The sequence below is a fragment of the Ruegeria sp. AM5 genome (assembly GCF_056540645.1).
Genome location: NZ_JBQFXC010000001.1, coordinates 1,018,975 through 1,043,036, shown reverse-complemented (window position 1 = coordinate 1,043,036; position 24,062 = coordinate 1,018,975). Strand labels below are relative to the sequence as shown.

The window sequence follows — 24,062 nt, the reverse complement described above, 5'->3', positions numbered from 1 at the left end:
GATTGCGAAGGGGCGACCTTCAATGGTCGAGTTTGATCTGGATCAAGATTAATTGTCGCGGGCAGACTGTGCTGCGCGATAATCTGACCTCGGATGCGAGGGATTTGGGGATTCAGTCCGCGATTACAAGTGGTGACGGGGAAACCCGCTTGACCCGCATCAAGCGGCGGCTCAGAACAAAGTGTAAGTCCAACACCGGAGGCCCGTAATGACCGCATATGATCCCGAAAATGTCTTTGCCAAGATCCTGCGCGGAGAAATCCCGTCAAACCGTGTGTATGAAGACGACGACACCGTCGCGCTGATGGATATCATGCCCCGGGCGGACGGGCACTTGTTGGTGATCCCCAAAACCCCCTGTCGCAACATGCTGGATGCAACGCCCGAGCAACTGGCAGCGGTGATGGCGACGGTACAGAAGATGGCTCACGCTGTGAAAGAAGCGTTTGACGCTGATGGCGTCACCGTTCAGCAATTCAATGAGGCCGCAGGCGGGCAAGAGGTATTTCACCTTCATGTGCATGTATTGCCGCGCCACGAGGGCGTCTCGATACGCCCGCCCGGTAAAATGGGCGATTTTGACCTGATTGCTCAACACGCTGACAAGATCCGCGCGGCACTGACCTGATCCACCTTCGAAGCGAGCTGTCGCAGGCGTCGTGATCACCAAACGCATGGAGCACGACACTTGCGTAACAGCGCTGCCCGTCGCAGACCTGAGGAATACGGATCAGTCTTGTTCCATTCATTTCATGCGTGCGATCCGGACTCGTAAATCATCAGGCTGCTGTCCGGCGATATCATTAGCCCGGTTCAAGTTTTTCCATTTGCACTTTCGAGTGTGAGCAAGGCCTCTAATTGGGCCAGCGGCTGGCCAGATCTTGGCCATGGCGTACGCATTGCAACCGCCGCAGCGCGGTTTCGTCATAGCGGCGCCGACTACCCGCGGTAGGTTCGAACGGCGGTAGAAGTCCAGAACCGGATCGTAGGTGCTCTGAATCCAGTGCGAAATGAGGGAGCCCCGATTGCATTCATTTTCGAAAACACCCCCTTGAACCTCTAGTCACTAGAGGAATTATGTAGCATGGTGATTCAGTAAATAGGACACACTAAAATGGCTCATCAGCATTCCCACAAAGGGCACAGCCACGCGCATGTTGATCCGCAGGCCGGCGATGCGCGCGTTGCCTGGGCCATCGCGGTCAATATGTTCTTGACGCTGGCACAGATTGTGGGCGGGGTTATTTCAGGTTCGCTCGCCTTGATTGCGGACGCCTTGCACAACCTGTCAGATGCGATTGCGCTGGTCATCGCATTCTTTGCCCGCAAGATCGCTCGTCGACCCGCAAACGCGCGTATGAGTTTCGGGTATGGCCGGGCCGAGGTTGTAGCGGCGCTGGTTAACTACACAACACTGATCGTTCTGTCGGTTTATCTGCTGTACGAAGGCGTAATGCGGTTTGTGGAGCCCGAGCCGGTTAATGGCTGGATCGTTGTCTGGATCGCTGGGATCGCATTGGTCGTCGACCTTGTCACCGCTATGCTGACCTATTCCATGTCCAAGGACAGCATGAATATTCGTGCGGCATTCCTGCACAATGTGGCCGATGCATTGGGGTCCGTCGCCGTGATTGTCGCAGGTACCGCTGTAATTGTCTTCAACTGGACTTGGGTCGACCCAGCGGTCACCATCATGATCTCACTTTACATCTTTTGGCACGTCAAATCCGAGATCGGTGAAACCATACGCGTTCTGATGTTGGGCGCGCCAACAGAATTGGATCCGGAAGAGGTCGCCACAGCCATTGAAGGCGTATCGGGCGTGGCAGGAGTTCACCACATCCATCTGTGGAGCATGCAGGAGCGTGAGCCCGCGCTGTCGGCGCATCTGGTCATCAAACCCGACGCACAAGATAGTGCCGAGGATATCCGGGTGATGGCCAAGCAGGTTCTGCAGAACAAGTTTGGGCTTGGTCATGTTACGCTTGAAATCGAAGCCAGCGGGCACGCTTGCGTCGGATCAACCCGATTTGGGCATCAACAGATTTAGGGGCCTAAAACGAGAATTGCCGTTCCGATATGGGGTCGGAACGGCAGACTCGTAACCAAACACTTTCACGGATTTCGCAGGGCAGCCCTGAGATCACCGGTTAACACACCACTCACTCATGAACGGTCACTACATACTATGTGGTCAGATGGCGTTTGTAAGGAGAGGATGTGAAGAATCCCTGAATTTGAGGCGAATTGAGACCATTCAAAGGAATTTTCTGAATGATTTTCGAAACAGAGTGCCCCAAATTCTAGCATTGTCTTTTGCGTATTCTGGCCAGATCTGTCCGAATACGTGGAATCACCTATAAACTAGGCGCCTTCGGTGGCGAATACCTCATCAAAGGTCTTTTTTAGCGCAACATCGACGTCATCCATGGTCACCGGCAACCCAAGATCGACCAGTGAGGTCACCCCGTGTTCCTGAATTCCGCAGGGCACGATACCGGTGAAATGTGACAGGTCCGGCTCGACATTGATTGAGATGCCGTGAAAGCTGATCCATTTCCGCAGGCGAATGCCGATGGCCGCGATCTTGTCCTCGGCTGGCTGGCCGGTGATCGTCAGCGGCTTGTCTTGCCGTTGCACCCAGACGCCCACGCGGCCGTCGCGGATCTCACCGGTGACATTGAACTCGGCCAGAGCCGCAATCACCCATGCCTCAAGCTGCTGCACAAAGCGGCGCACATCATGACCGCGTTTGCCCACATCAAGCATGACGTAAACAACGCGCTGACCGGGGCCGTGATAGGTGTACTGTCCACCGCGCTTGCTTTCATAGACCGGAAAGCGATCCGGATCGGTCAGATCTTCTCGCTTGGCAGAAGTCCCAGCGGTATAAAGCGGAGGGTGTTCCAACAGCCAAATGCATTCGTCCGCCTCACCCGCTGCAATCGCAGCAACGCGCGCCTCCATGAAGGCAGTGGCCTCGTCGTAGTCGATCAGCCCGTCGGTAGTCTTCCATTCCATGCTCGTTCCTTAGACCGTCTGCGGGGCAGGGGGAAGGGGTCAGGCGGCCTCGGCCAGGCAGCGTTGCAGGACCTGCGCATAAGTGTCCGTGCCCTGTGCGCCGGTCAGCAGATATTTCCCTCCAAACACCATCGAAGGCACGCCCGAGATGCCTCGGCTGGTCCAGAAATCTTGTTTTTCACGCACCGGTTGGGCATGCGCACCTGATTCAAGTGCGGTTCGCGCCGCCTCCGGGTTGAGCCCGGCCGTCTCGACCGCGCCCATCAACACTTCGACGTCAGAGACATCCTGTTGCTTGGTGAAATAGGTTTCGAACAGGGTCAGTTTCAGCGGATGCTGACGCCCCTGTGTTTCCGCCCAGTCAAGCAGTTGATGCGCGGCAAAGGTGTTCGCGATTCTGCTGTCATCAGTGAAATTGAAGGTGAACCCAAGTTCAGTACCCAACGCAGTCAACCGCTCGCGCGCCTGCTGGCTTTGCTCGGGCGTCGAGCCATATTTCTCGGCAATATGCTCCCTCAGATTCTGCCCCTCTGGCCCCATGTTGGGGTTCAGTTCGAACGGATGCCAACGCAATCTGGCCGGCACATTCTCTTGCTTCAGCGCGGCATCGAGTTGACGAAAACCTACGATACACCACGGACAGACCACATCCGAGACGACATCAATCTGCACGGTAGGGCGGGGATCGGGCGAGGGCATGGCTGCTCCAGATTGCATTGTATCGCGGTTAGATATGGCTAAAGCACGTGATTTCAATCGGCTGTGTTTTTGCCTCTTCACATCGCGCGGTTCAGCGTCTATACGCCCCTCTACCAAGTCATTGGCAGTGCGGTCGTGGCGGAATTGGTAGACGCGCAGCGTTGAGGTCGCTGTGGGGTAACACCCGTGGAAGTTCGAGTCTTCTCGACCGCACCAACATCCTGAAATCGTTACCCGAAATTGTCAGGTGAGACGGGCGCCCTGTTGGTTGAAGCGGTAGGTTCGATCCTGGGCGTAGCCGAAATGGACGGATTCACCAGCGTTGACCTGATGCTGGCCGAACAGGCGCGCGGTGATCTGGTGGTCTTGCATCATCGCGATCACGTTGGTGTCACCGCCCAGATGCTCGACATGGGTCACGTTCGCGGTCAGGGGGCCTTCGTCGTTCAGATACAGATCTTCGGGGCGTATACCCAGCGTCGTATCTGCGCTGTCGCCGATCACGCTGGCTGGGAAAAAATTCATCGAGGGCGCACCGAGGAAACCTGCAACGAACTGGTTAGCAGGATTATTGTAAAGCTCCATCGGGCTTCCGACCTGTTCGACACGCCCATCGCGCAGCACGACGATCTTATCGGCGAGCGTCATCGCCTCGGTCTGGTCATGGGTGACGTAGATCATAGATGCGTCGAGCTGCTGGTGCAGGTTGGCGATCTCAAGCCGCGTGTTCATGCGCAAGGCGGCATCGAGGTTGGACAAGGGTTCGTCGAACAGAAACAGTTTGGGTTCTCGCACGATGGCGCGACCGATGGCGACTCGTTGGCGCTGGCCGCCTGACAGTTCTGAGGGGTAACGGTCGATATAGGGCTCAAGGTTCAGCATCTTGCTGGCCTTGGCGACGCGTTCTTCGATGACCTGCTTGCTCTGGCCTTCCTGTTTCAGTGCCAGCGACATGTTCTTGCGCACATTCAGGTGGGGATAGAGTGCATAGCTTTGGAACACCATCGCGATGCCGCGTTTCGAGGGCGGCGTAAGGTTCATCACCTCTCCGCCAATGCGCACTTCGCCCGAGGTCACGTCCTCCAGCCCCGCGATCACGCGTAGCAGGGTGGACTTGCCGCAGCCGGAGGGGCCGACGAAGACGACGAATTCTCCGTCTTCGACTTCGATGTTAATATCTTTCAGTACCTCGACAGTGCCGAAGGACTTGTTCACGTTTGTCAGCGTCAGGGCGGTCATGTGCATGCCTCTTTCAGCGAAATGGGTTGGCCAGTGCGGATGCATTCATCGGCAGCGAGGCAGATGGCCAGCGATTGCACGGCGTCGTTCATATGGCGGGTCAGGTCGATATCCTCGGCGATGGCGCGCAGCATATAGGCTTGTTCGGCATCGCAGAGCTCCTGATGACCGGGTTCATCCGGCATGTCGATTTTCTGGTCGCCGTCGGGGCGATGGACCAGAAGGCCGCCGACCTTGGTGTGTCCGTCGATATCGGCGGATGCGCCCTTGTTGCCATCGGTGATCGAGACCGAGCCGTTGGGCGACACGATGTCTTTCACGAAGAACGCGGTTTCGGACATCATCGGGCCCCAACCGGCCTCATACCAGCCGACCGAGCCATCCTCGAAGACCACCTGAAACTGGCCGTAGTTGTACATGTCTTCGGCGATCTCATCGCTTAGGCGAAGGCCCATGCCGTGGACTCGCACGGGGTCGGAGTCAGTGATCTGACACATCACGTCGACATAATGCACACCGCAATCGACGATGGGCGAGGTGGTCTGCATTAGAGCTTTGTGTGTTTCCCACTCGGCCCCGCTGCTTTGTTGGTTGAGATTCAGTCGGAAGACGTAAGGCCCGCCAAGGTCGCGCGCCTCGGCGATCAGGCGCATCCACGAAGGATGGTGGCGCAGGATGTAACCGATCACCAGTTTGCGGTCGGTTTCAATGGCCTTTTCGACAACGCGCTTGGCATCTGCCACAGTGGTCGCTAGCGGCTTTTCGACAAATACATGCGCCCCGGCCTCCATCGCCGCGCAGGCGAAATCGGCGTGGCTGTCGGAGTAGGTCGCCACGACCACCAGATCGGGCTTGGTCTCTGCCAGAGCGGTGTGAAAATCCGAATAGGCCGGATAGATCGACAGATCTGGATGATCCACGCGACCGGATCGGTTCACCAACCCAACAATCTGCGCGTCCGGGTGATGATGGTGGGCCAAAGCGTGGCTCAGCCCCATATTGCCGAGGCCAGCGATCAGAACTTTGGTCATTTGACAGCTCCTGAAGTGATGCCGCGGATCAGTTGGCGCGAGAAGATGACATAGAGCACCAGCACCGGCAGGATCGCCATGCTGAGCGCCGACAGAACCGCGTTCCAGTCGGTGACGAACTGGCCGATAAAGACTTGGCTGCCCAGCGTCAGTGTTTTGGTTTCCTCGGCCGGGGCAAGGATCAGCGGGAACCAAAGGTCGTTCCAGATGGGGATCATGTTGAACACGGCCACGGTCGCCATGGCGGGGCGGACCAGCGGTAGGACCAATCGGAAGAATATGGTGTATTCGGATAGCCCATCGACGCGGCCTGCGTTCTTCAGATCGTCCGAGACTTGCCGCATGAATTCAGACAGGATGAACACCGCCAGCGGCAGACCTTGCGCGGTATAGACAAGGATCAGGGCCCAAAGGGTGTTCACCAACCCGGTTGCCACCATCATCTCAAGTATCGCCACGGTGCCGATGCGGATCGGGATCATAATCCCAAGCGCCAGATAGAGGCCCATCAGAGTGTTGCCCTTGAATTTGTATTCGCTCAGGGCAAAAGCGGCCATGGCGCCGAACAGCAGAACGAAGGCCAGCGACACCACGGTCACGATCAGTGAGTTTTGGAAATAGAGGAAGAAATCCCCCTGTTTCATAACCGTCTGGTAACCGATGAGAGAAAAGCTTTCGGCATCGGGCAGAGCGAGCGGCTCGCGGAAAATCGAGCGTCGGGTTTTGAAGCTGTTGATGATGATCACGAAGACCGGGAAGAGGGCGATCAACGTGTAGAGGATCAGCGCCCCATGCATGGCGGCCGTGTTCAGCGGGTTATGGCGTGCTTTGTTCATCCGGCTATCCTCACAGTTGATACCGGCGCATCCGGGTCTGGATGCCGAAGAGGTAGATGCAGACACCCACGAGAATGATGGCGAACATCGCGCCAGCGATGGCGGAGCCCATATGCGGGTCGCCAAGTTGCAGCTGGAAGCCAAAGAAGGTGCGGTACATGAAGGTGCCGAGGATGTCGGTTGAGAAATCCGGGCCCGCCAGTGCACCTTGCGAGACATAGATCAGATCGAACGCGTTAAAATTGCCCACAAATGTAAGGATCGAGATGATGCCGATCGAGGGAATGATCAGCGGCAGCTTGATCTTCCAGAACGCCGAAGCACCGGTGATGCCGTCTATTTCTCCGGCTTCAAGGATCTCTTCGGGGATCGACAGCAGGGCGGCGTAGACCAACATCATCGGGATGCCGACGAATTGCCAGACCGAGACAAGTGCCAGTGTTGTCAGCGCGTATTCTTCCTTGCCCAGCCATGGTGCAAACAGCGACTTCAGACCAATGGCGTCCAGCATTGAAGGTGCGATGCCCCAAAGCGGGGACAATATCAGCTTCCACGCGAAACCGACGATCACAAAGCTCAGAATGGTCGGAATGAAGATCGCGGACCGATAGAGCGCGGCAAACCGCAAGCGTGGATGCGACAGAAGCGCGGCCAAAGCTATGCCGATGGGGTTCTGAACCAGCATGTGGATCAGGAAGAACCAGAAGTTGTTGCCCAAAGCGTTCCAGAACTGCTCGGACCAGATCGGATCGAAGAACAGGGTGCGGAAATTCTGCAAGCCCACGTAGATACGTGTCTGATCAACCTCGGTGAACAGTGCGAGGCGCAGTGTGTTGAACAAGGGGAAGATCATCACTGCCGTGTAGACCAGCACCGCAGGGGCGAGGAAAACGGCAATGTGCCAGCGTATGCGGCGGGTCTGCATGGGAATCTCCGGGGGAAAGGTCCGGACGCGACGCGGTGGCCGCGTCCGGTGTGAGTGGCCTAGGTGTTACTGATGCGGTGCGTACCAGCTGGCCAGACCGTCTTGCAGTTGCTGACCCAGTGCCTCGGGTGTCTCGGCACCCTTGATGGCTGCAACGGATGCACCCCAAGTCTCGTTTTCGAGGTTCGGTGTGCCGCGCGACAGGATTTGGTAGGTCGAGCGGATTGTGCTTTCGCACTCATCCCGCCAACCGACGATTTCTTTGGCCAGTGGATCTTCCAGCTCGACCGGAGTGCTGGACAGCGGGAAGAAACCAGGTAGGGCGTTACCGAAGATGCTGGCGAATTCCGGGCTTGCGACCCAAGCCAGGAAGGTGCGTGCAGCTTCTTGGTTTTCGCTCGCCGCGTTCATGCCTATGCCGATATCGGTGTGGTCCGAAATATAGCAGGTATCGCCCGCGTTCTGGACCGGTGGCTTAAAGGCGCCCATTTCGAAATCGGCCTGCGTGTTGAAGCCCGAGATTTCCCAGCTGCCTGCTGGATAGACCGCTGCACGACCCAGGGTGAACAGGTTCTGGCTGTCGGGATAGGTCTGTGCCTCATACCCGTCGCCGAGGTAGTCCGCCCACTTGGCCAGTGTCGCATACGGGGCGACCCACTGGGGGTCGGTCAGCTTCTGCTCGCCTTTGATCAGCGCCTGACGACCTTCTTCACCCTTCCAGTAGTTCGGGCCGATATTGTTATAGCCCATCGTTGCGGCTTCCCACTGGTCATTGGTGCCCATCGCCATCGGGATATAGGTACCGTCTTCCTTGATCTTATCGAGGGCGGCAAAGAACTCAGCTTCGGTAGTTGGAACTTCGATGCCCAACTCATTGAACGCATCTTTGTTGTAGATGAAGCCGTGAATCACTGACGCCATCGGGACGCAGAAACTGGCCGAACCGTCATCGGTTTGCCACGCAGATTTGGCCACGTCCGAGAAATTTCCCATGGCCTCAAGATCAGACAGATCGGTCAGGTGCCCCGACTCGTATAGCGCAAGCGAGGCATCAAACGGACGGCAGGTAATCAGATCGCCAGCCGAACCGGCCTCGAGCTTTGAGTTTAAGACAGCGTTGTATTCTGCCGGTGCAGAGGGCGAGAATATTACTTTGATGCCGGGATTCTCGGCCTCGAACGCCGGAATGATCTTTTCCTGCCACAATGCCAGATCGTCGTTTCGCCAACTTTCGATGGTCAAAGTGGCCTCTTGCGCATAGGCGCTTGTGACCAGCGCCGTGCTCATCAAGGCAAGGCTCAGAACTTTGCGTGTCATTTGATATCTCCCAGGTTGATGGTTTCTTGGTTTTGTTTCATCCGCTCCAGCGCAGGGCGGAGGTGATCGTCGGTGTTGCTTAGCATTGCTTGCGCCGCGTCCAGGGACCCTGCGCCTACAGCCAAAAGGGCCGCGCATTTGAGGTTGCCCTCTGCCGCAGTCAACGCCTTTGTAGCCTGAGCGGAGGAAACGCCGGTCAACTGACAGACGATCCCGTTGGCTCGGGCGCGTAGCTTGTCATTGTCAGCACGCAAATTGATCATCATGCCGTCCTGAATATGCCCCAGCTCCATCGCCATCAGCGTCGAAAGCATGTTCAGTGCGATTTTCTGCGCTGTACCAGCGCCCATGCGGGTAGAGCCCGAGATCAGTTCAGGTGGTGTCGAAAGCAGGATTGGATGGTCAGAAAGCTGCAACAGTTCGGTGCCCCCGTTATTGGCAATGCCGATAACCGTGGCGCCTCTGTCCCGCGCGATCCGCGCTGCTGCGGTTGTGTACGGTGTGGTTCCGCTGGCCGAGACGGTGATCAAGGTGTCTTTGGCAGAAAGATCGGCCAGTTCACGGGCAAGGCCGTCGGTGGCATCTTCGACATCTCCCGGCATCTCTACCCCTGAGGGCAATCCACCTGCCATGTGGATGCGAATCTGGCGGGCTGGTATCGAAAAAGTTCCCCCCAGTTCCAGCGCATCCGAGGCGGCCATCAAGCCGGAAGAGCCTGCCGCCAAATAGCGCAAAACCCCGCCCGATCGGATGGATTGCGCCATAGCTTTTGCGCCTGCGCAGAGGGTGGGCAGCGAGGAAAGCGGGGCAGCGGCAGCGTCGGCTTGCGAGCGGGCCAGCAGCTCGGCTACCTCAGTCAGCGGTCGGGCGTCAAGTCCGATCGCGTCTTGATGTAGCTGTTCGGTAACTGGCTTGGTCACGTGATTCTCCCCCGAGATTTTGAATATCATACCTTTTAGATACCATTAGTCTACCATTTTATTTTTATACCCACTATTTTCAAGATTTAGACAATTATTACTGCATTATTGTGGAATTTGGTCTTCAAAATTAGAAATAGGTATTATAAAGGTATCTCCATGAGTCGCCCTTCTGATACCATTGTGCTGGCCGCTGATGGCGGTGGAACACGCTGCCGTCTTGCTGTTTCAGACGGCTCTGCGGTTCAGTGTGTCGAGGTTGGTGCGGCAAATGTATCAACCGATTTTGACGCAGCCTGCGCTGAGTTGATGCACGGAATTGCTGCTTTGGCCCGACGTGCCGGACTAGAGGCAACTCAAATCGCTCGTGCGCCAGCCTACTTGGGGCTGGCCGGTATCACGGGGCGCGCGCTGGCTGATCGGCTGGCAGAAAAGCTGCCATTTGACCATGTTCTGATTGAAGATGACAGGCCCGCCGCATTACGTGGTGCGTTGGGTTCGAAAGACGGTTTCGTAGCGCATTGCGGAACGGGTTCTTTTCTGGCGGTCCAGAATGGGGATCGCAGGTCATTTGCCGGGGGCTGGGGACCTGTTCTCGGGGATCAGGCCTCGGCGCAATGGGTTGGGCGGCGGGCTTTGGCCTTTACGCTTGACTGTGTGGACGCTCTGAAGCCTGCGTCTGAATTGGCGGACAGCCTGTTGTCGCGTTTTGATGGCGCTGCTGGGATTGTCAGGACCGCCTCCAAGATGTCGCCTACCGAGTTCGGAGCGCTGGCGCCTGTTGTCACGCAACACGCAAAGCAAGGGGATGCGCTTGCGCTGTCGATCATGGAGGATAGTGCGCAGTATTTGGCGGATCAGATGTTGGCGATGGGCTGGATGCCCGGCCTTTCGATCTGCCTGACCGGCGGCATCGGCCCGCAATATGCGGAATTTCTGCCTGCGCCAATGCAACAGGAATTGGCCGAACCGCTGGGCGATCCGTTGACCGGTGCCACCGCGTTGGCCCACGCCTTTCAAAAGGAGACCCGACATGAGCGTTGCTGACTTCTTGCGGCCCGAGGGTTGGCTGGGTCAGACTGCCGGTCCGCGTTACGTGCAGTTGCGGCAGCGGCTGGAGCAGGGGATCGAAGAGGGTATTCTGGCCCCGAACAGTTCACTCCCGCCCGAGCGCGAGATTGCCGAACTGACAGACCTGTCGCGGGTGACGGTCCGCAAGGCGATTCAGGAACTTGTGCGCAAAGGCGCGATTGAACAGCGGCAAGGCTCGGGATCATTCGTGCGTCAAGCGGTTGCGCGGGTTGAGCAGTCGCTGTCGCATTTGACCTCGTTTACCGAAGACATGGAGAGGCGCGGTTTTGAAACGACTTCAACCTGGTTGGAGCGCGGAATATTCCTGCCGTCACCTGATGAGATGCTGGCGCTGGGCCTATCGGCGAGTGATCAGGTCGCCCGCATTCATCGTCTGCGCGCGGCTGGCGGGCGACCGATGGCGCTGGAACGCGCGGCGTTGCCGCTGGATATATTGCCCAACCCGACTGAGGTTACCGGATCTCTCTATGCCTTACTCGAACACTCAGGCAATCGTCCGGTGCGCGCGATCCAGAAAATCTCGGCCATCAATCTCGAAGCAACCGAGGCTGGATTGCTTGATGTTGCAGAAGGTACGGCGGGGCTGCGCATTCAGCGGACCTCGTATCTAGAAAGCGGGCGCGTTGCTGAACTGACCCGATCCATCTATCACGGCGATGCTTACGATTTCGTGGCAGAGCTGCGTCTGTCAACCTGAAAGGCGGGGCTCATGTCCAGCGATACAACTCAAATGCGGCAGGAAATCAATGAGATACCTTTTGCCGTTGATCGGCTTCTCACTGATGGTGCCACGGCGATTACAAAGACGGCCAGCGCGATCCGCGCGCACGATCCCGGCTTCCTGATTTCGGTTGCGCGAGGTTCGTCGGACCATGCCTGCAGCTATCTGAAATACGCTTCGGAACTGCTGCTGGGCCTGCCCATGGCCTCGGTTGGGCCGAGCGTGAAATCGATCTACGGGGTCGATATGCGATGCCCCGGTGCGCTGTGTATTTCGGTATCTCAATCGGGTCAAAGCCCCGACATCGTACAGCTGACGAAGTCCCTGACAGAAGGCGGCGCATGTTCGGTGGCGATCACGAACGATACCACGTCTGCACTGGCCCAGAACGCCACCTCGGCTCTGCCCATCCTTGCAGGCCCCGAGCTTAGCGTGGCTGCCACCAAGACTTTCGTCACCTCTCTGGTCGCCGGGCTTTGGCTGTTGGCCGAGGTAAAGGGTGATGACACTTTGCTGGCTGCAATTCACAAATTGCCGGAAGATTTATCGCGGGCGATCACCTGCGATTGGAGCGCGGTGGTCGAGGCAGTCGATGGACAATCCCTGTTCACGTTGGGACGTGGGATGTCCTGGGCAATTTCGAATGAGGCGGCGCTGAAATTCAAGGAAACCTGCCAGATTCATGCGGAAAGCTATTCCTCGGCCGAAGTTCTGCATGGCCCGGTTTCGATCGTGGATCAGGGCTTTCCGGTGATTGCGTTCTCGTCCGGAGACGCGGCTGAGGCCAACATCGCCGAAGTCGCCGATGCGCTCGCAGCTAAGGGCGCAAAAGTCTTCGCAACGACCAATCAGGTGTCTGATGCCGTGAGGCTACCACATGTCCGCACCACGCACTGGATGACAGATCCGGTAGCCTCAATCGCTTCGTTCTACGGTATGGTCGAAACTGTGGCCACGCGCCGGGGCATCAATCCCGATGCGCCGCGTCACCTGCGGAAAGTGACGGAGACGGTATGACCGATGCGACGATCACCTTCGCGGGTGGGCCTATCTTTGATGGTAAAACCCTGAAGGACGGCCACGCCGCCCGTTTCGTCGGCGGGCTGCTCGACAGTATTTTGCCCGAAGCCGAGTTGCCTTCGGATGAGATGGTTCAGGATCTGTCGGGCGATATTTTAAGCCCCGGCTATGTAGATTTGCAGGTGAATGGCGGCGGAGGCGTCATGTTCAACGACGATCCATCGGTCGAGACAGTACAGCGTATTGCGGCGGCTCATCGCAAGCTTGGCGCGACGTCGATCCTTCCGACGCTGATCACGGACACGCCCGAAAAGACAACGGCTGCCATTTCTGCTGCTTCTCAGGCCATTCAGCGCGGAGTTCAGGGGATTGTCGGCTTGCATCTTGAGGGGCCGCATCTCTCGGTGCGACGCAAGGGCGCGCATGACGGCGGGCTGATCCGCCGGATGCAGGACGCTGATCTTGCACAGCTGATAGAAGCGGCAGGGGCGTTGCCTGCATTGATGGTTACGCTTGCGCCTGAAAGTGTCACGATTGCTCAGGTCGAAACGCTCAGCAAGGCGGGGGTCATCGTGTCGTTGGGGCACAGTGATGCCGAGTTTCAAACCTGCGTGGCTTACGCACAGGCGGGCGCGCACTGCGCCACCCATTTGTTTAACGCGATGAGTCAGTTGGGCAACCGCGAACCGGGGCTGGTTGGCGCAGTCTTGTCCAGCGGTGCGATGTCTGCCGGGTTGATAGCGGATGCAATCCATGTTCACCCGCAGACGATGCGCGCCGCCTTTGCAGCTAAACAGGGGCCGGGGCATCTGTTTCTGGTGAGCGACGCGATGGCCGTTGCTGGAACGGATCTGCGGGAATTCAAGCTGGAAGGGCGTGTCATCCAACGTGAAAACAGCAGGCTGACCTTACCGGATGGAACCCTGGCCGGGGCCGATCTGAACCTGACCACCGCGCTGCGCGTGTTGACAACGGATGTCGGCGTTTCACTGACGGACGCCTTGGCAGCGGCCACACGCATTCCGGCGGATATCATTTCCCAGCGCTCAATCGCGCGCCTGAACTTGATCTCGCAGGCCATTCGCATTTCTCCGGACTTGTCGCAGGCCCGTCCGGCGGTTGCTTAACCTCGCATTGCAACAAATTGCGAAACACCGCGTTTTTCGCATCTCGCCTCAACTGTAGCGGTTGTGTAAGACCTTAGGCGAACGTGGTTTGGGAATGTCTGTATGTATCAGATAATTGGAATAGTTGGCAGGGCATTGACCACCCGGATCGCGCAATGATCCAAACGCGTGGCGTTTTCATTGGTCAGCGTACGGATTGTTTGGGCGCGCGCCTGCTGATGATCCTGACCTGTATCCGTCTGGCCGAAGACTTTGGGACGGAATACCGGGTGAACTGGTTCCCGCAAGGCGCCGATGCGCCGGAGTTGGATCATCCTGAGGAGTTATTCACCAAAGACTGGATGGATGCGCATTTCCTTGATCAGGCAGAGTTCGACGCGATAAGCGCGACCGCTCTGCCAATTTGGGCCTTCCAACACGATCCATCGCCCGAGCGGCTGATCGACCATTTGGCTTCTGGCCGTTCGGTTCTGGTCGAAGAAGCGAGCGAGATATTTGGCTTCCCGTGGGAAGATATCGAAACCATCCGTCCCCGCTATCGCGATTTCATACATAGCGTTGGATTTGTGGATGAGGTTCGTCAGATCATGGATCGCGCGGATCAGAAGCTCTCGGGGCAGGGGGTTTCGGCTTACCACATTCGGCGCGGAGAAATCCTGAACGGATTACCATGGAAGCATTCGATCTGGCCCGCCAAGATCGAACCTGACGAGTTTTACGAGGCCCATCTGGAGAAATCCAAGGGCCAGACGGCGATCATGTTTTCGGATCAGCCAGAGGTGATAGACCGTTTCAAGCAACGGTTTCCGGAGCTCATGCAGATGTCGGATATCGCTGATCTGTCGGCTCTGACCCGGGCGCAGCGGGACTTTCTGGAGCTTTTTGCGATGTCACGGGCGGATCAGGTGATCGCGCCACACATATCTGGCTTTTCAATGGCTGCAGCCCGGATTTCGGGGCAGCAGCGTAAAGTGTTCCGCGATGTATTGTCCAAGGATGAGATGCAGGCGGCCAATGCGCGGTTCATCGAACGGGTTGCGAAGGGGCCATCGGCCTTTCTGAATCCCTCAGAGGCGGCGCATATCTATTCAAAGGCGGTGCAACATCTGTCAGCGCAGGATCGCTGCGAAGAGGCGTATGATAATGCGAAACCTATTCTGGACGCCGGGGCCGACAACGCCTTTATGCCACTTCTGCAATCCCTGAACTGTTTTTACCTGTCGAAGTGGCAGGAAAGCGAGGCACATGCCAAAGAGGGATTGCAGAACCCGCATCTCTGGCCCGAAGACTATACTGTTTTGTGCGCGTTGCGCGGCGCTGTTCTTGGCATGCAGGGCAAGCGCGGTGCGGCGACGCTGCACTTTGCTAAAGCGTTCTGGTCCAAACCCTTACGGCCGGATGTTGTGGTGCTGGGGTCCAGAATGCTCTACTGCGCCCAACTTGCGCTTAGGCTAATGCCGCCTGTGGATTGGTCGTTGCAGAAGGTCGTTCGGCAACGCCGATTTCCACCGTTCAATAACCTGTATCTGGTTCAGCGCAATGTTGTTGTCAGGCGTCCTTGCAACTTCGATTTCATACTCTTGGATTGGGCCGAGTTGGCGCTGGATCAACGCGCAAGTCGTATCTTTGATCACCAACAAAGATTGGAAGCGCTTTCTACCTCACTCGATGAGGTTCACGACGTGCCAGCAGACGACCCGCGATTGTTGGGCGCGAGGGTGATACTACAGAGGCATCTAGGGGAAATATCCGGAGCTCAGGCGATCGATAAAACCCGCCAGATCGTAGCTGGTGTGCCGGAAAGTGCCTTGTACCAAAAGCGGCTGGCCGAACTTTACGAAGCAGAAGGCGATACCGAAGCTGCGCATCGAACGATGGCTGAGGCGCTGGCTTGTGACCCGGAAAGCCCGTTTCTCATGTTCGCCATGGGTCACTTGCTTGAGCGGACGGGCAAGATCGGGCAGGGCGAGAAGCTTATTCTGAAAGCTGCCGATCTTGATGACGTGACCGTCGTTATTCAGGGCATGGCGGGCCAGATACACATGCGGCGCGGGAACAAGAACAAGGCACGTCCCTATCTTGAGAAAGCGCGCGATCTCTATCCGCCTCACAAGCGCTTTACCAATCAGCTGAACCGGCTTTCGGGTCAGGCCTGACGCTAATCCAGCGCGACCTCTTGCCGTAGTTTTCCGGTTGTCTTGTCGAAGATCAGAATCCGATTGTCCTCGGTCACGACCGCATACCAGTTGTTGCCGATGGTCAACGCTTGCGCTTTTGCGCCGTCCGGAAGTTCGATCTGGTCGGGCAGCTTCGGAGTGCGGTCCGATAGGCGGATGACAATCAGGGCGAATGTCACTAGAACCCCGCCAATCATTACCGCGGTCAACAGCATGACCATACGCCGCAGCAGTCGAAGCTGCGGTGTTTCCTGCGGTTCCTGAGGTTCGGAAGGGACAGTCATGGGCACCCGCCTGATAGAGTTTCATATCGCGGCCGCTCCGCCGCCCCGCCTTGATAAGGCGCTTGCGCGGGATGTGCCAGCGGAAGAGAACCTGTCGCGCACCCGGCTGGCCCGACTGATCAATGAGGGTGCCGTCACCGTTGATGGCGTCGCCGTTGAAGACCCCAAAGCTAAGATAACCGAAGGCGCGCAGATTGGGATCACCGTGGCCGAGGCCGAAGATAGTCATATCGGCGCTGAGGATATCCCACTTGAAGTCGTCTATGAGGACGACGATCTGATCGTGATCAACAAACCAGCAGGGATGGTCGTGCATCCGGCGCCGGGCTCGCCGAACGGTACGCTAGTCAATGCGCTGCTGCATCATTGCGGGGATGATCTCTCGGGTGTTGGGGGCGTCAAGCGCCCGGGCATCGTGCACCGGATCGACAAGGAAACCAGCGGGTTGCTGGTTGTGGCGAAATCGGATGCGGCGCATCACGGGCTGGCTGCCCAGTTCGAGGCGCATAGCGTCGAGCGCTATTATCGCGCGTTCTGCTATGGTGTGCCGGATGCCAATGACCCTCGGTTGCGTGGGATCAAGGGTGTCAGTTTTGAGCCCGGCAACATCATGCGCCTAACAACTCAACTGGCGCGGCACAAGACGGATCGGCAAAAGCAGGCCGTGCTGTTTCACGGAGGCCGCCACGCAGTGACACGGGCGCGGATTGTCGAAGTTTTTGGAACGCCCGGCGGTCTGTCCTTGATCGAATGCTGGCTTGAGACGGGCCGAACGCATCAAATCCGTGTCCATATGGCCCATGCCGGCCACGGGCTTGTCGGAGACCCGGTTTACGGCGGAAAGCGCAAACTGGCCGCGCGGGCATTCACGCCCGAAACCGCCGAGGCGGTGCAGGCTTTCCCCCGCCAAGCTCTGCACGCAGCAGTGTTAGGCTTCGAACACCCGGTTTCGGGCCAGGCATTACGTTTTGAAGCCCCGCTGCCGCAGGATATGGCGGACCTGCTGGAAAATCTCAGAAAACCACTGAAATAAACTGCAAAGGCTTGTGAAAAAGGCCTTTTCAGCTTTCCTTTACATAGGGTTAATCTCAGACTGTTAACAGATCCTCTTGAATGTATCGGGTCTGGTACCCATATCCCATGTTAAGGGCTTAAACATTTGTCCAAGGGGCAGAAATAAATGGCAAATTACTCAAATCTTCCAGCGCCGACACCCGAGGGTGGGCTGAACCGCTATATGCAGGAGATTCGCAAGTTTCCTCTGCTGGAGCCGGAGGAAGAATATATGCTGGCCAAGCGCTGGGTCGAGGAACAGGATACCGAGGCCGCGCATAAAATGGTCACGTCTCATCTGCGCTTGGCGGCCAAGATCGCCATGGGATATCGCGGCTATGGCTTGCCGCAGGCCGAGGTGATTTCCGAAGCCAATGTGGGCCTGATGCAGGCGGTCAAGAAATTTGACCCCGAAAAAGGCTTCCGGTTGGCGACCTATGCCATGTGGTGGATCCGCGCTTCGATCCAGGAATACGTCCTTCGGTCGTGGTCGATGGTGAAACTGGGTACAACATCGGCGCAGAAAAAGCTGTTCTTCAACCTGCGTAAAGCAAAGGCACGCATTGGCGCGCTGGAAGAAGGTGATCTGCGTCCTGAAAACGTGGCCAAGATTGCAGAAGACCTCGGAGTGACCGAGGAAGAAGTGATCAGCATGAACCGTCGGATGTCCGGTGGCGATGCTTCGCTGAACGCGACCGTGGGGTCCGAAGGCGAAGGCACCATGCAGTGGCAGGATTGGCTGGAAGATGAAGATGCCGATCAGGCTGGTGACTACGAGGCGCGCGATGAATTGGAAGCCCGGCGCGAATTGCTCGCTGCTGCGCTGGATGTTCTGAACGATCGCGAGAAAGACATCCTGACTCAGCGCCGTCTGATGGACCAGGCTGTTACGCTGGAAGAGCTGAGCACGCAGTACAATGTCAGCCGTGAACGTATTCGTCAGATCGAAGTGCGCGCATTTGAGAAGCTGCAAAAGAAGATGCGAGAGCTTGCGCGCGAAAAAGGTATGCTGGGTTCAAACTAACCCCAGACTGATATCAGCCCGCCATATGAGCGGGCTGATTTTTTTAGTTATGCGAAAATGAAATCGGACTCGGACAGGTGGCTTGCCCAGATGCCTGATAGATAGATGCTGTCTCCGTCGTCCAACTCGATCTTGGTCCCGAAGAGCTTTCCGTCGATATCGTCTTCGATGTCCTCAAAGCTGGTGATGCCATCGTATTCGGACAGGTCGATCTTGTCCTTGCCGACGCGGAAATCGACAATCCAGTCGTGACCGTCGCCTTCATCGAACACAAACGTGTCCTTACCGCGCCCACCAAAGAGTTTGTCATTGCCTTCGCCGCCGTCGATGATGTCTTTCCCACGACCTCCGAAGATTTTGTCATGGCCTTCATCGCCACGCAGAATATCCTTTCCGCGCCCCCCGAAGATTATGTCGTTCCCGGCACCGCCAAGCGCCACATCATTGCCCGAGCCGGTTTTGATCACGTCATTGCCACCATCACCGTGAACAAAGTCTTTGCCGCGTCCGGTAAAGATGAATTCATCGCTGCTGTCACCCAGGATAAAGTCCGTGTTCTTTTTGCCCAGAATGCCCGACACCGAGACGGGTAGAAGTACGCCGTCAAGTACGTGAATGATACCGTTTGACGCATCCACGTCGAACGCGATCAAGCCGGGATCGTCGATGCCCGGATCGGCATCGCCCAGACTGGGGGGATCGCTTTCAAGGTTCAGTTCGACTGACGACCCAAGCAGAGTTTGGATTTCAGCCCCGTCGCCTAGACCGACCACTGTGGTGCTGTCGAACTCACCATCGACCACGTGATACTTCAAAATGTTGGTTAGCAAAGGGATAGGGTCTCCGCCGCCAAGCAGGGTGAGCGCCTTGATGATGTGGCCCAATGCTCCAGCCTCGTCATCCCCTTTATACCCAAGTGTTTGTGCCAGAGTAATAAAGGCGGCGTCATTTGGGGCAAAGACGGTCAGTTCTGCCTCAGGATTGTCCAGCGTTTCCGCCAGCCCGGCTGCAATCACCGCTTCGCGGAGAATGTCGAAATCCTGATTGTCGCTGTCAAACGTTCCGGGATCACCGCTTTTTAGCACTGTTCCTGTAATCGTATGTGTTGCTGGCATTTCATTAAGCCTCCCACCCTGTTTGCCGTTGCTCCGGATGTTGCCAGAGCACCATCCGAGCATGATTCAGTCGATGTTTGAGCTACGGCGGCAGTATCAGACTGGATCAACAAAACTGATTTGCGAGGGCAGGTTTGACGCAAATCGATTTTAGATTATCGATATAAAGTATAAGGTTATCGGGTTTTTTTAATCTCATCAAAAAATTTACCGAGGCGTATGATTTTCAAATAGATAGAGAAGGGACTGACTTATTGGCAGGTGGTTGATAGACAGATCAGGAACTGAATTACATTGAGCTCGCCGTGAGCGGGTTACATCAATTTTTAGGGGGGGCGCATGCATAAACCGGTCAATTGGGGTGTTCTGGGTGCAGCCAGATTCGCACGACAACACATGGCGCCCGCCATCCATGCGGCAGAGGGCGCGCGGCTGGCGGGGTTGGCGACCTCGGATACGGCCAAGGCCGAGCCCTTTGCCAGATATTGCCCTGATTTGAATGTCTACAACAGCTATGAGGCATTGCTAGCCGATCCTGAGATTGAGGCGGTGTACATCCCGCTGCCCAACCATCTTCACGTCGAATGGAGCCTGAAGGCGCTGGATGCGGGCAAGCATGTGCTGTGCGAAAAGCCGATGACCATGCGGGCCGATGAGTTTGACGCGCTGATCGCAAAGAGGGACCAGACGGGTTTGCTGGCTGCCGAAGCATATATGATCGTGCATCACCCTCAGTGGCATCTGACCCGTAAACTGATCGCGGACGGAGTGATCGGCCGGCTGGTCCATGTCACCGGGGCGTTCAGCTATGACAACCGGGCGGACACGGGCAACATCCGCAACCGTGCGGAAACCGGTGGGGGCGGGCTGCGTGACATCGGGGTGTATGTTATCGGCAGCGCTCGGTTTGCGACTGGGCAAGAGCCGGTCTCGGTCAACGGTGCGATCCGGTGGGAAAATGACGTGGATGTCTTCACCGAGATACGCGCGCAGTTTCCCGAATTTACCTATTCCGCCTACGTCTCTACACGCATGCATCCACATCAGGAAATGGTGTTTCACGGAGAAGGTGGCATGATCCGTCTAACCGCTCCGTTCAATGCCCGTGTGTTCGGCGAGGCGCGGGTTGAACTGCACCGACCGGGCCTTGAAGTTCTGGTGCCCCGGTTTCCAGCGGACAACCACTATCAATTGCAGGTCGAAGCGTTCTGCCGATCGGTTCGCGAAGGGGTCGAATATCCCTGTTCGTTGGAATTCGTGAGGGGTACACAAGAGGTTATCGATCAGGTCTTTGACGCCGCCGTTTCGCTCTAGCTTGCCACGCCTGTGGTGTCTCGCGTATCCTGTCCCGACCGGATCAGGAGGGCTAAATGGCAGGCGGCTGGGCGCGCGATGGCGCGGTGAGTGAACAGATCGAAGCGTCGATTTCAGATGAACTGGCGCGGATGCAGGCGCAAAAGCGACCTGTGGGCGAAAGCCTGACCCATTGTGCCGAATGCGAAGAACCGATCCCCGAAAAACGCCGCCTTGCTCTGCCCGGCGTAAAGCTGTGCCTGGATTGCCAGCAAGAGCGTGACAGCAGCTTCAAATCTCGCGGCGGGATCAATCGGCGGGGTTCGAAAGACAGTCAGTTGAAATAACGCGAGGAGCACCCGGTGAAGGATCAGCCGCAGAGATCAGTACTGCAAAACGGGTTGGTTCTTGGGTTCCTAGCCGCGTTTCTATGGGGCACGCACAGCGTTATCGTGCGATATTTGACTAGTGATCTCGGCGGGTTACAGATTGCCGTGTCTCGCCTGTTCATTGCTGCTTTTGCGATTTACTGCATGTTGCGGGTGATGGGCGCACGGGTTTCAATCCAGTACAGGGATTGGAACTTCCGGCTGGCGGTGTTGTCGACGGTGGTGAACTATATCCTGTTCCACATAGGTTTGGAACATACAGGTGCTGCTAATGCGATGGTGCTTGAGAATACCGCGCCGTTCTTCGTGTTGATATTTCTGTATTTCTTCGCGGATACCACCGTTGGCCGGACTGATGTATTGGCAACCCTGCTGGCGATCCTCGGTGTGTTTCTAACCGTCTATCGGGATTTTCAAGGCGGGGGAGAACCCCTGCTGGGCGATCTGATGGAAATCGGGGCGGGACTTAGCTGGGCGGTGTTCCTGATTTCCAGCAGCCGCGCGATGCAGTCATCGGAGACCACTGCCGAAAGGTTGAACTTCCTGTTTGGCATCTTTTTGTGTTCGGGCGTTTTGCTGGTGCCACTGGCGGCTTTTTCTATTCAGATGCCGACCGCAAACGACGTGATCTTCTTGATCCTTCTGGGCGTTTTGCCGACCGCGCTTGCCTATTATCTTTGGTACGAGGCCGCCGCCCGCGTGTCGACTTTGACGGCGACGTTGCTATTCGCCGCCTCGGTTGTGTTTACCTTTGTCAACTCGGCACTGTTTCTGGGCGCAACGATCACACCGCTTTCGATTGTTGGCGCGATATTGATTGTCACGGCCATTTTCGTGACGACGATGAAATCAGCCAAAGAGAAATGAGGCAGCCATACAGGCTGCCTTTCAACTTTAGCTTTCCATCGCTTCCAGTTCGTCAATAAATCCCGAGATCATCGACAGGCCTTTGTCCCAGAACTCGGGATCACTGGCGTCCAGTCCGAACGGGGCCAGAAGCTCTTTATGGTGCTTGGAGCCACCGGCACGCAGCATTTCGAAATACTTGTCCTCGAACCCGTCCGCACCGCTTTCGTAAACCGAATAGAGCGCGTTCACCAAGCCGTCGCCAAACGCATAGGCATAGACGTAGAACGGTGAGTGGACGAAGTGCGGGATATAGGCCCAGAAGGTCTCGTACCCGTCCATGAATTCGAATGCGGGGCCAAGGCTTTCAGCCTGAACGCTCATCCAAAGGGCGTTGATGTCGTCTGGTGTCAGCTCGCCCTCACGACGGGCGGCGTGCAGTTTGCATTCGAAGTCGTAGAAGGCGATCTGGCGAACGACTGTGTTGATCATGTCCTCGACCTTACCGGCCAGAAGCACCTTGCGCTGTTCCGCTGTCTCGGCCTGATCCAGCATTTTGCGGAAGGTCAGCATTTCACCAAAGACCGAAGCAGTTTCGGCCAAGGTCAGCGGGGTCGATGAAAGCATCTCGCCCTGATCGGCGGCCAATACCTGATGCACGCCGTGGCCCAATTCATGCGCCAAGGTCATCACATCGCGCGGTTTGCCCAGATAGTTGAGCATCACGTAGGGATGAACTTCGGTCACGGTGGGATGCGCAAAGGCGCCAGGCGCTTTGCCGGGCTTCACGGCCGCATCGATCCAACCCTTCGAGAAGAAGGGAGCTGCGATCTCACCCATCCGAGGATCAAACGCGTTATAGGCGTCCATCACCGTCTTCTCGGCCTCGGACCAATCGACGATGCGGGTGTCCTCCATCGGCAACGGAGCATTACGGTCCCACACTTGCATCACGTCCAGACCAAGCCATTTGCGTTTCAGTTCGTAGTAACGATGGCTCAGCTTGGGGTAGGCGGCCACAACGGCCTCGCGCAGGGCTTCGACCACTTCGGGCTCGACATCGTTCGACAGGTGACGACCGGTCTGGGCAGATGGCATTTTGCGCCAGCGATCAACGATCTCTTTTTCTTTGGCTTGCGTGTTATGAACGCGCGCGAAGGTTTTGATATTGCTTTGGAAAACGGTGGCGAGTTCGCGCGCTGCGGCTTCACGCTTGGCGCGATCCTGCTCGGTCAGCAGGTTCAGCGTACCTTCGATATTCAGCTCTTCACCATCGACGGTGAAGGTCAGGCCCGCGATTGTTTCGTCGAATAGGCGTTCCCACGCGTCGCCGACAACGCCGAGGTCGTGCAGGAATTTTTCCAACTCATCAGACAGTTGATAGGGTTTCATCGCGCGAATGCGACGGAACACGGGCTCGTATCGCGCCAGATCGGCATTGGCGGCAAAATGAGCAGCCAGCGCGTCATCGTCGATGCGATTCAGTTCCAGCGTGAAGAACACCAGAGGCGTGGTGAAGACGGTGATCTTCTCCTGCATGTCAGACAGGAACTTGGCGCGATCCGCGTCGGTGGTCAGTTGGTAATAGCGTAATCCGGCAAAGGACATGATCCGCCCGGCGATGGCGTTGATCTTTTCGTTGCGCAGCACGCAGGTCAGTAGGCCAGCTGCGTCCAATTCGGCCAGCTTACCCTCATAATCTGTGGCAAAGGACGCACATTCGCCTTCCAGCCAGTCCAGATCGCGGGCCAGTTCGGGTGCATCTTCCGAGGCATAGAGGTCCGTCAGATCCCATTCCGGCAAATTGCCCAGATCATCGGTACCGCCGCCTGCATTTGCGTCACGGACGGGAAAGGGAAGGTCGCGCATGGAACACCTCGAATAAACTGCGTTGGCAAACATTTAGGCGCGGCACGTCCGGATCACAAGCAAG

General features: G+C 57.0%; 23 protein-coding genes and 1 tRNA gene. 13 read left to right on the top strand and 11 right to left on the bottom strand.

The window, feature by feature from the left end; translation table 11 throughout:
* Window positions 1-208: 208 nt before the first annotated feature.
* Window positions 209-628, top strand: coding sequence for an HIT family protein (locus ACR0AH_RS05260; protein ID WP_170393458.1), 420 nt, complete (start codon window positions 209-211; stop codon window positions 626-628).
* Window positions 629-1,114: 486 nt separating this feature from the next.
* Window positions 1,115-2,050: a cation diffusion facilitator family transporter gene (locus tag ACR0AH_RS05255; protein ID WP_480590737.1), complete on the top strand. Its 936-nt coding sequence runs from the start codon at window positions 1,115-1,117 to the stop codon at window positions 2,048-2,050.
* Between the two features lie 314 nt (window positions 2,051-2,364).
* Here ACR0AH_RS05255 and lipB read toward each other — a convergent pair whose 3' ends face one another.
* Both lipB and ACR0AH_RS05245 read right to left on the bottom strand, forming a co-directional pair.
* The gene (lipB, locus tag ACR0AH_RS05250; RefSeq protein WP_170393453.1) at window positions 2,365-3,021 is read right to left on the bottom strand and encodes a lipoyl(octanoyl) transferase LipB; all 657 of its coding nucleotides are present in this window, start codon (window positions 3,019-3,021) and stop codon (window positions 2,365-2,367) included.
* Between the two features lie 39 nt (window positions 3,022-3,060).
* The gene (locus ACR0AH_RS05245; RefSeq protein WP_480590735.1) at window positions 3,061-3,720 is read right to left on the bottom strand and encodes a DsbA family oxidoreductase; all 660 of its coding nucleotides are present in this window, start codon (window positions 3,718-3,720) and stop codon (window positions 3,061-3,063) included.
* 129 nt (window positions 3,721-3,849) lie between these two features.
* Between ACR0AH_RS05245 and ACR0AH_RS05240 the strand changes: the two genes are divergently transcribed.
* Window positions 3,850-3,936, top strand: a tRNA-Leu gene (locus ACR0AH_RS05240).
* A 27-nt stretch (window positions 3,937-3,963) separates the two neighbouring features.
* On the opposite strand, the gene ACR0AH_RS05235 is transcribed toward ACR0AH_RS05240, so the two are convergent.
* The 6 genes from ACR0AH_RS05235 to ACR0AH_RS05210 form a co-directional block, all read right to left on the bottom strand.
* Entirely contained in the window at window positions 3,964-4,959 is a 996-nt protein-coding gene (locus ACR0AH_RS05235) for an ABC transporter ATP-binding protein (protein ID WP_480590733.1), read from the bottom strand.
* Entirely contained in the window at window positions 4,956-5,990 is a 1,035-nt protein-coding gene (locus ACR0AH_RS05230) for a Gfo/Idh/MocA family protein (protein ID WP_480590731.1), read from the bottom strand. The genes ACR0AH_RS05235 and ACR0AH_RS05230 overlap by 4 nt, the downstream gene beginning before the upstream one ends.
* The gene (locus ACR0AH_RS05225; RefSeq protein WP_170393445.1) at window positions 5,987-6,826 is read right to left on the bottom strand and encodes a carbohydrate ABC transporter permease; all 840 of its coding nucleotides are present in this window, start codon (window positions 6,824-6,826) and stop codon (window positions 5,987-5,989) included. The genes ACR0AH_RS05230 and ACR0AH_RS05225 overlap by 4 nt, the downstream gene beginning before the upstream one ends.
* 10 nt (window positions 6,827-6,836) lie before the next feature.
* Window positions 6,837-7,751, bottom strand: a complete 915-nt coding sequence (locus ACR0AH_RS05220) for a carbohydrate ABC transporter permease (protein WP_480590729.1) — start codon at window positions 7,749-7,751, stop codon at window positions 6,837-6,839.
* Between the two features lie 66 nt (window positions 7,752-7,817).
* Entirely contained in the window at window positions 7,818-9,068 is a 1,251-nt protein-coding gene (locus ACR0AH_RS05215; RefSeq protein WP_170393441.1) for an ABC transporter substrate-binding protein, read from the bottom strand.
* The gene (locus ACR0AH_RS05210; RefSeq protein ID WP_170662210.1) at window positions 9,065-9,988 is read right to left on the bottom strand and encodes an N-acetylmuramic acid 6-phosphate etherase; all 924 of its coding nucleotides are present in this window, start codon (window positions 9,986-9,988) and stop codon (window positions 9,065-9,067) included. Before ACR0AH_RS05210 ends, ACR0AH_RS05215 begins: the two co-directional genes overlap by 4 nt.
* A 159-nt stretch (window positions 9,989-10,147) precedes the next feature.
* On the opposite strand from ACR0AH_RS05210, the gene ACR0AH_RS05205 reads away from it, so the two are divergent.
* The 5 genes from ACR0AH_RS05205 to ACR0AH_RS05185 all read left to right on the top strand — a co-directional run bounded on the left by ACR0AH_RS05205 (window position 10,148) and on the right by ACR0AH_RS05185 (window position 16,104).
* On the top strand, window positions 10,148-11,035 hold the full coding sequence (locus ACR0AH_RS05205; RefSeq protein ID WP_170731894.1) for a BadF/BadG/BcrA/BcrD ATPase family protein: 888 nt from the start codon (window positions 10,148-10,150) through the stop codon (window positions 11,033-11,035).
* Complete coding sequence (locus tag ACR0AH_RS05200; protein WP_480590727.1) at window positions 11,022-11,777, top strand: GntR family transcriptional regulator; 756 nt, start codon at window positions 11,022-11,024, stop codon at window positions 11,775-11,777. Before ACR0AH_RS05205 ends, ACR0AH_RS05200 begins: the two co-directional genes overlap by 14 nt.
* Window positions 11,778-11,789: 12 nt before the next feature.
* Window positions 11,790-12,818, top strand: coding sequence for an SIS domain-containing protein (locus tag ACR0AH_RS05195; protein WP_170510526.1), 1,029 nt, complete (start codon window positions 11,790-11,792; stop codon window positions 12,816-12,818).
* The gene (gene nagA / locus ACR0AH_RS05190) at window positions 12,815-13,948 is read left to right on the top strand and encodes an N-acetylglucosamine-6-phosphate deacetylase (protein ID WP_170510523.1); all 1,134 of its coding nucleotides are present in this window, start codon (window positions 12,815-12,817) and stop codon (window positions 13,946-13,948) included. The genes ACR0AH_RS05195 and nagA overlap by 4 nt, the downstream gene beginning before the upstream one ends.
* Window positions 13,949-14,103: 155 nt before the next feature.
* Window positions 14,104-16,104, top strand: coding sequence for a tetratricopeptide repeat protein (locus tag ACR0AH_RS05185; protein ID WP_480590725.1), 2,001 nt, complete (start codon window positions 14,104-14,106; stop codon window positions 16,102-16,104).
* Window positions 16,105-16,106: 2 nt separating this feature from the next.
* On the opposite strand, the gene ACR0AH_RS05180 is transcribed toward ACR0AH_RS05185, so the two are convergent.
* Window positions 16,107-16,409: a DUF6476 family protein gene (locus tag ACR0AH_RS05180; RefSeq protein ID WP_170563212.1), complete on the bottom strand. Its 303-nt coding sequence runs from the start codon at window positions 16,407-16,409 to the stop codon at window positions 16,107-16,109.
* On the opposite strand from ACR0AH_RS05180, the gene ACR0AH_RS05175 reads away from it, so the two are divergent.
* Complete coding sequence (locus tag ACR0AH_RS05175) at window positions 16,408-17,442, top strand: RluA family pseudouridine synthase (RefSeq protein ID WP_480590723.1); 1,035 nt, start codon at window positions 16,408-16,410, stop codon at window positions 17,440-17,442. The genes ACR0AH_RS05180 and ACR0AH_RS05175 overlap by 2 nt on opposite strands.
* A 147-nt stretch (window positions 17,443-17,589) precedes the next feature.
* Window positions 17,590-18,486: an RNA polymerase sigma factor RpoH gene (gene rpoH, locus ACR0AH_RS05170; protein WP_170393423.1), complete on the top strand. Its 897-nt coding sequence runs from the start codon at window positions 17,590-17,592 to the stop codon at window positions 18,484-18,486.
* Between the two features lie 47 nt (window positions 18,487-18,533).
* Here rpoH and ACR0AH_RS05165 read toward each other — a convergent pair whose 3' ends face one another.
* Window positions 18,534-19,601: a fasciclin domain-containing protein gene (locus tag ACR0AH_RS05165; protein ID WP_480590721.1), complete on the bottom strand. Its 1,068-nt coding sequence runs from the start codon at window positions 19,599-19,601 to the stop codon at window positions 18,534-18,536.
* A gap of 339 nt (window positions 19,602-19,940) precedes the next feature.
* Here ACR0AH_RS05165 and ACR0AH_RS05160 point away from each other — a divergent pair, with 339 nt between their 5' ends.
* The 3 genes from ACR0AH_RS05160 to ACR0AH_RS05150 are packed head-to-tail and all read left to right on the top strand — an operon-like array spanning window position 19,941 to window position 22,150.
* Entirely contained in the window at window positions 19,941-20,915 is a 975-nt protein-coding gene (locus tag ACR0AH_RS05160) for a Gfo/Idh/MocA family protein (RefSeq protein WP_170731899.1), read from the top strand.
* A gap of 56 nt (window positions 20,916-20,971) precedes the next feature.
* Complete coding sequence (locus ACR0AH_RS05155; RefSeq protein WP_170393417.1) at window positions 20,972-21,241, top strand: DksA/TraR family C4-type zinc finger protein; 270 nt, start codon at window positions 20,972-20,974, stop codon at window positions 21,239-21,241.
* A 15-nt stretch (window positions 21,242-21,256) separates the two neighbouring features.
* Window positions 21,257-22,150: a DMT family transporter gene (locus ACR0AH_RS05150; protein ID WP_480590719.1), complete on the top strand. Its 894-nt coding sequence runs from the start codon at window positions 21,257-21,259 to the stop codon at window positions 22,148-22,150.
* Window positions 22,151-22,177: 27 nt separating this feature from the next.
* Here ACR0AH_RS05150 and ACR0AH_RS05145 read toward each other — a convergent pair whose 3' ends face one another.
* Window positions 22,178-23,998 carry a M3 family oligoendopeptidase gene (locus tag ACR0AH_RS05145; RefSeq protein ID WP_170731900.1) on the bottom strand — a complete coding sequence of 607 codons (1,821 nt, stop codon included), beginning with the start codon at window positions 23,996-23,998 and terminating at the stop codon, window positions 22,178-22,180.
* Between the last annotated feature and the right edge of the window lie 64 nt (window positions 23,999-24,062).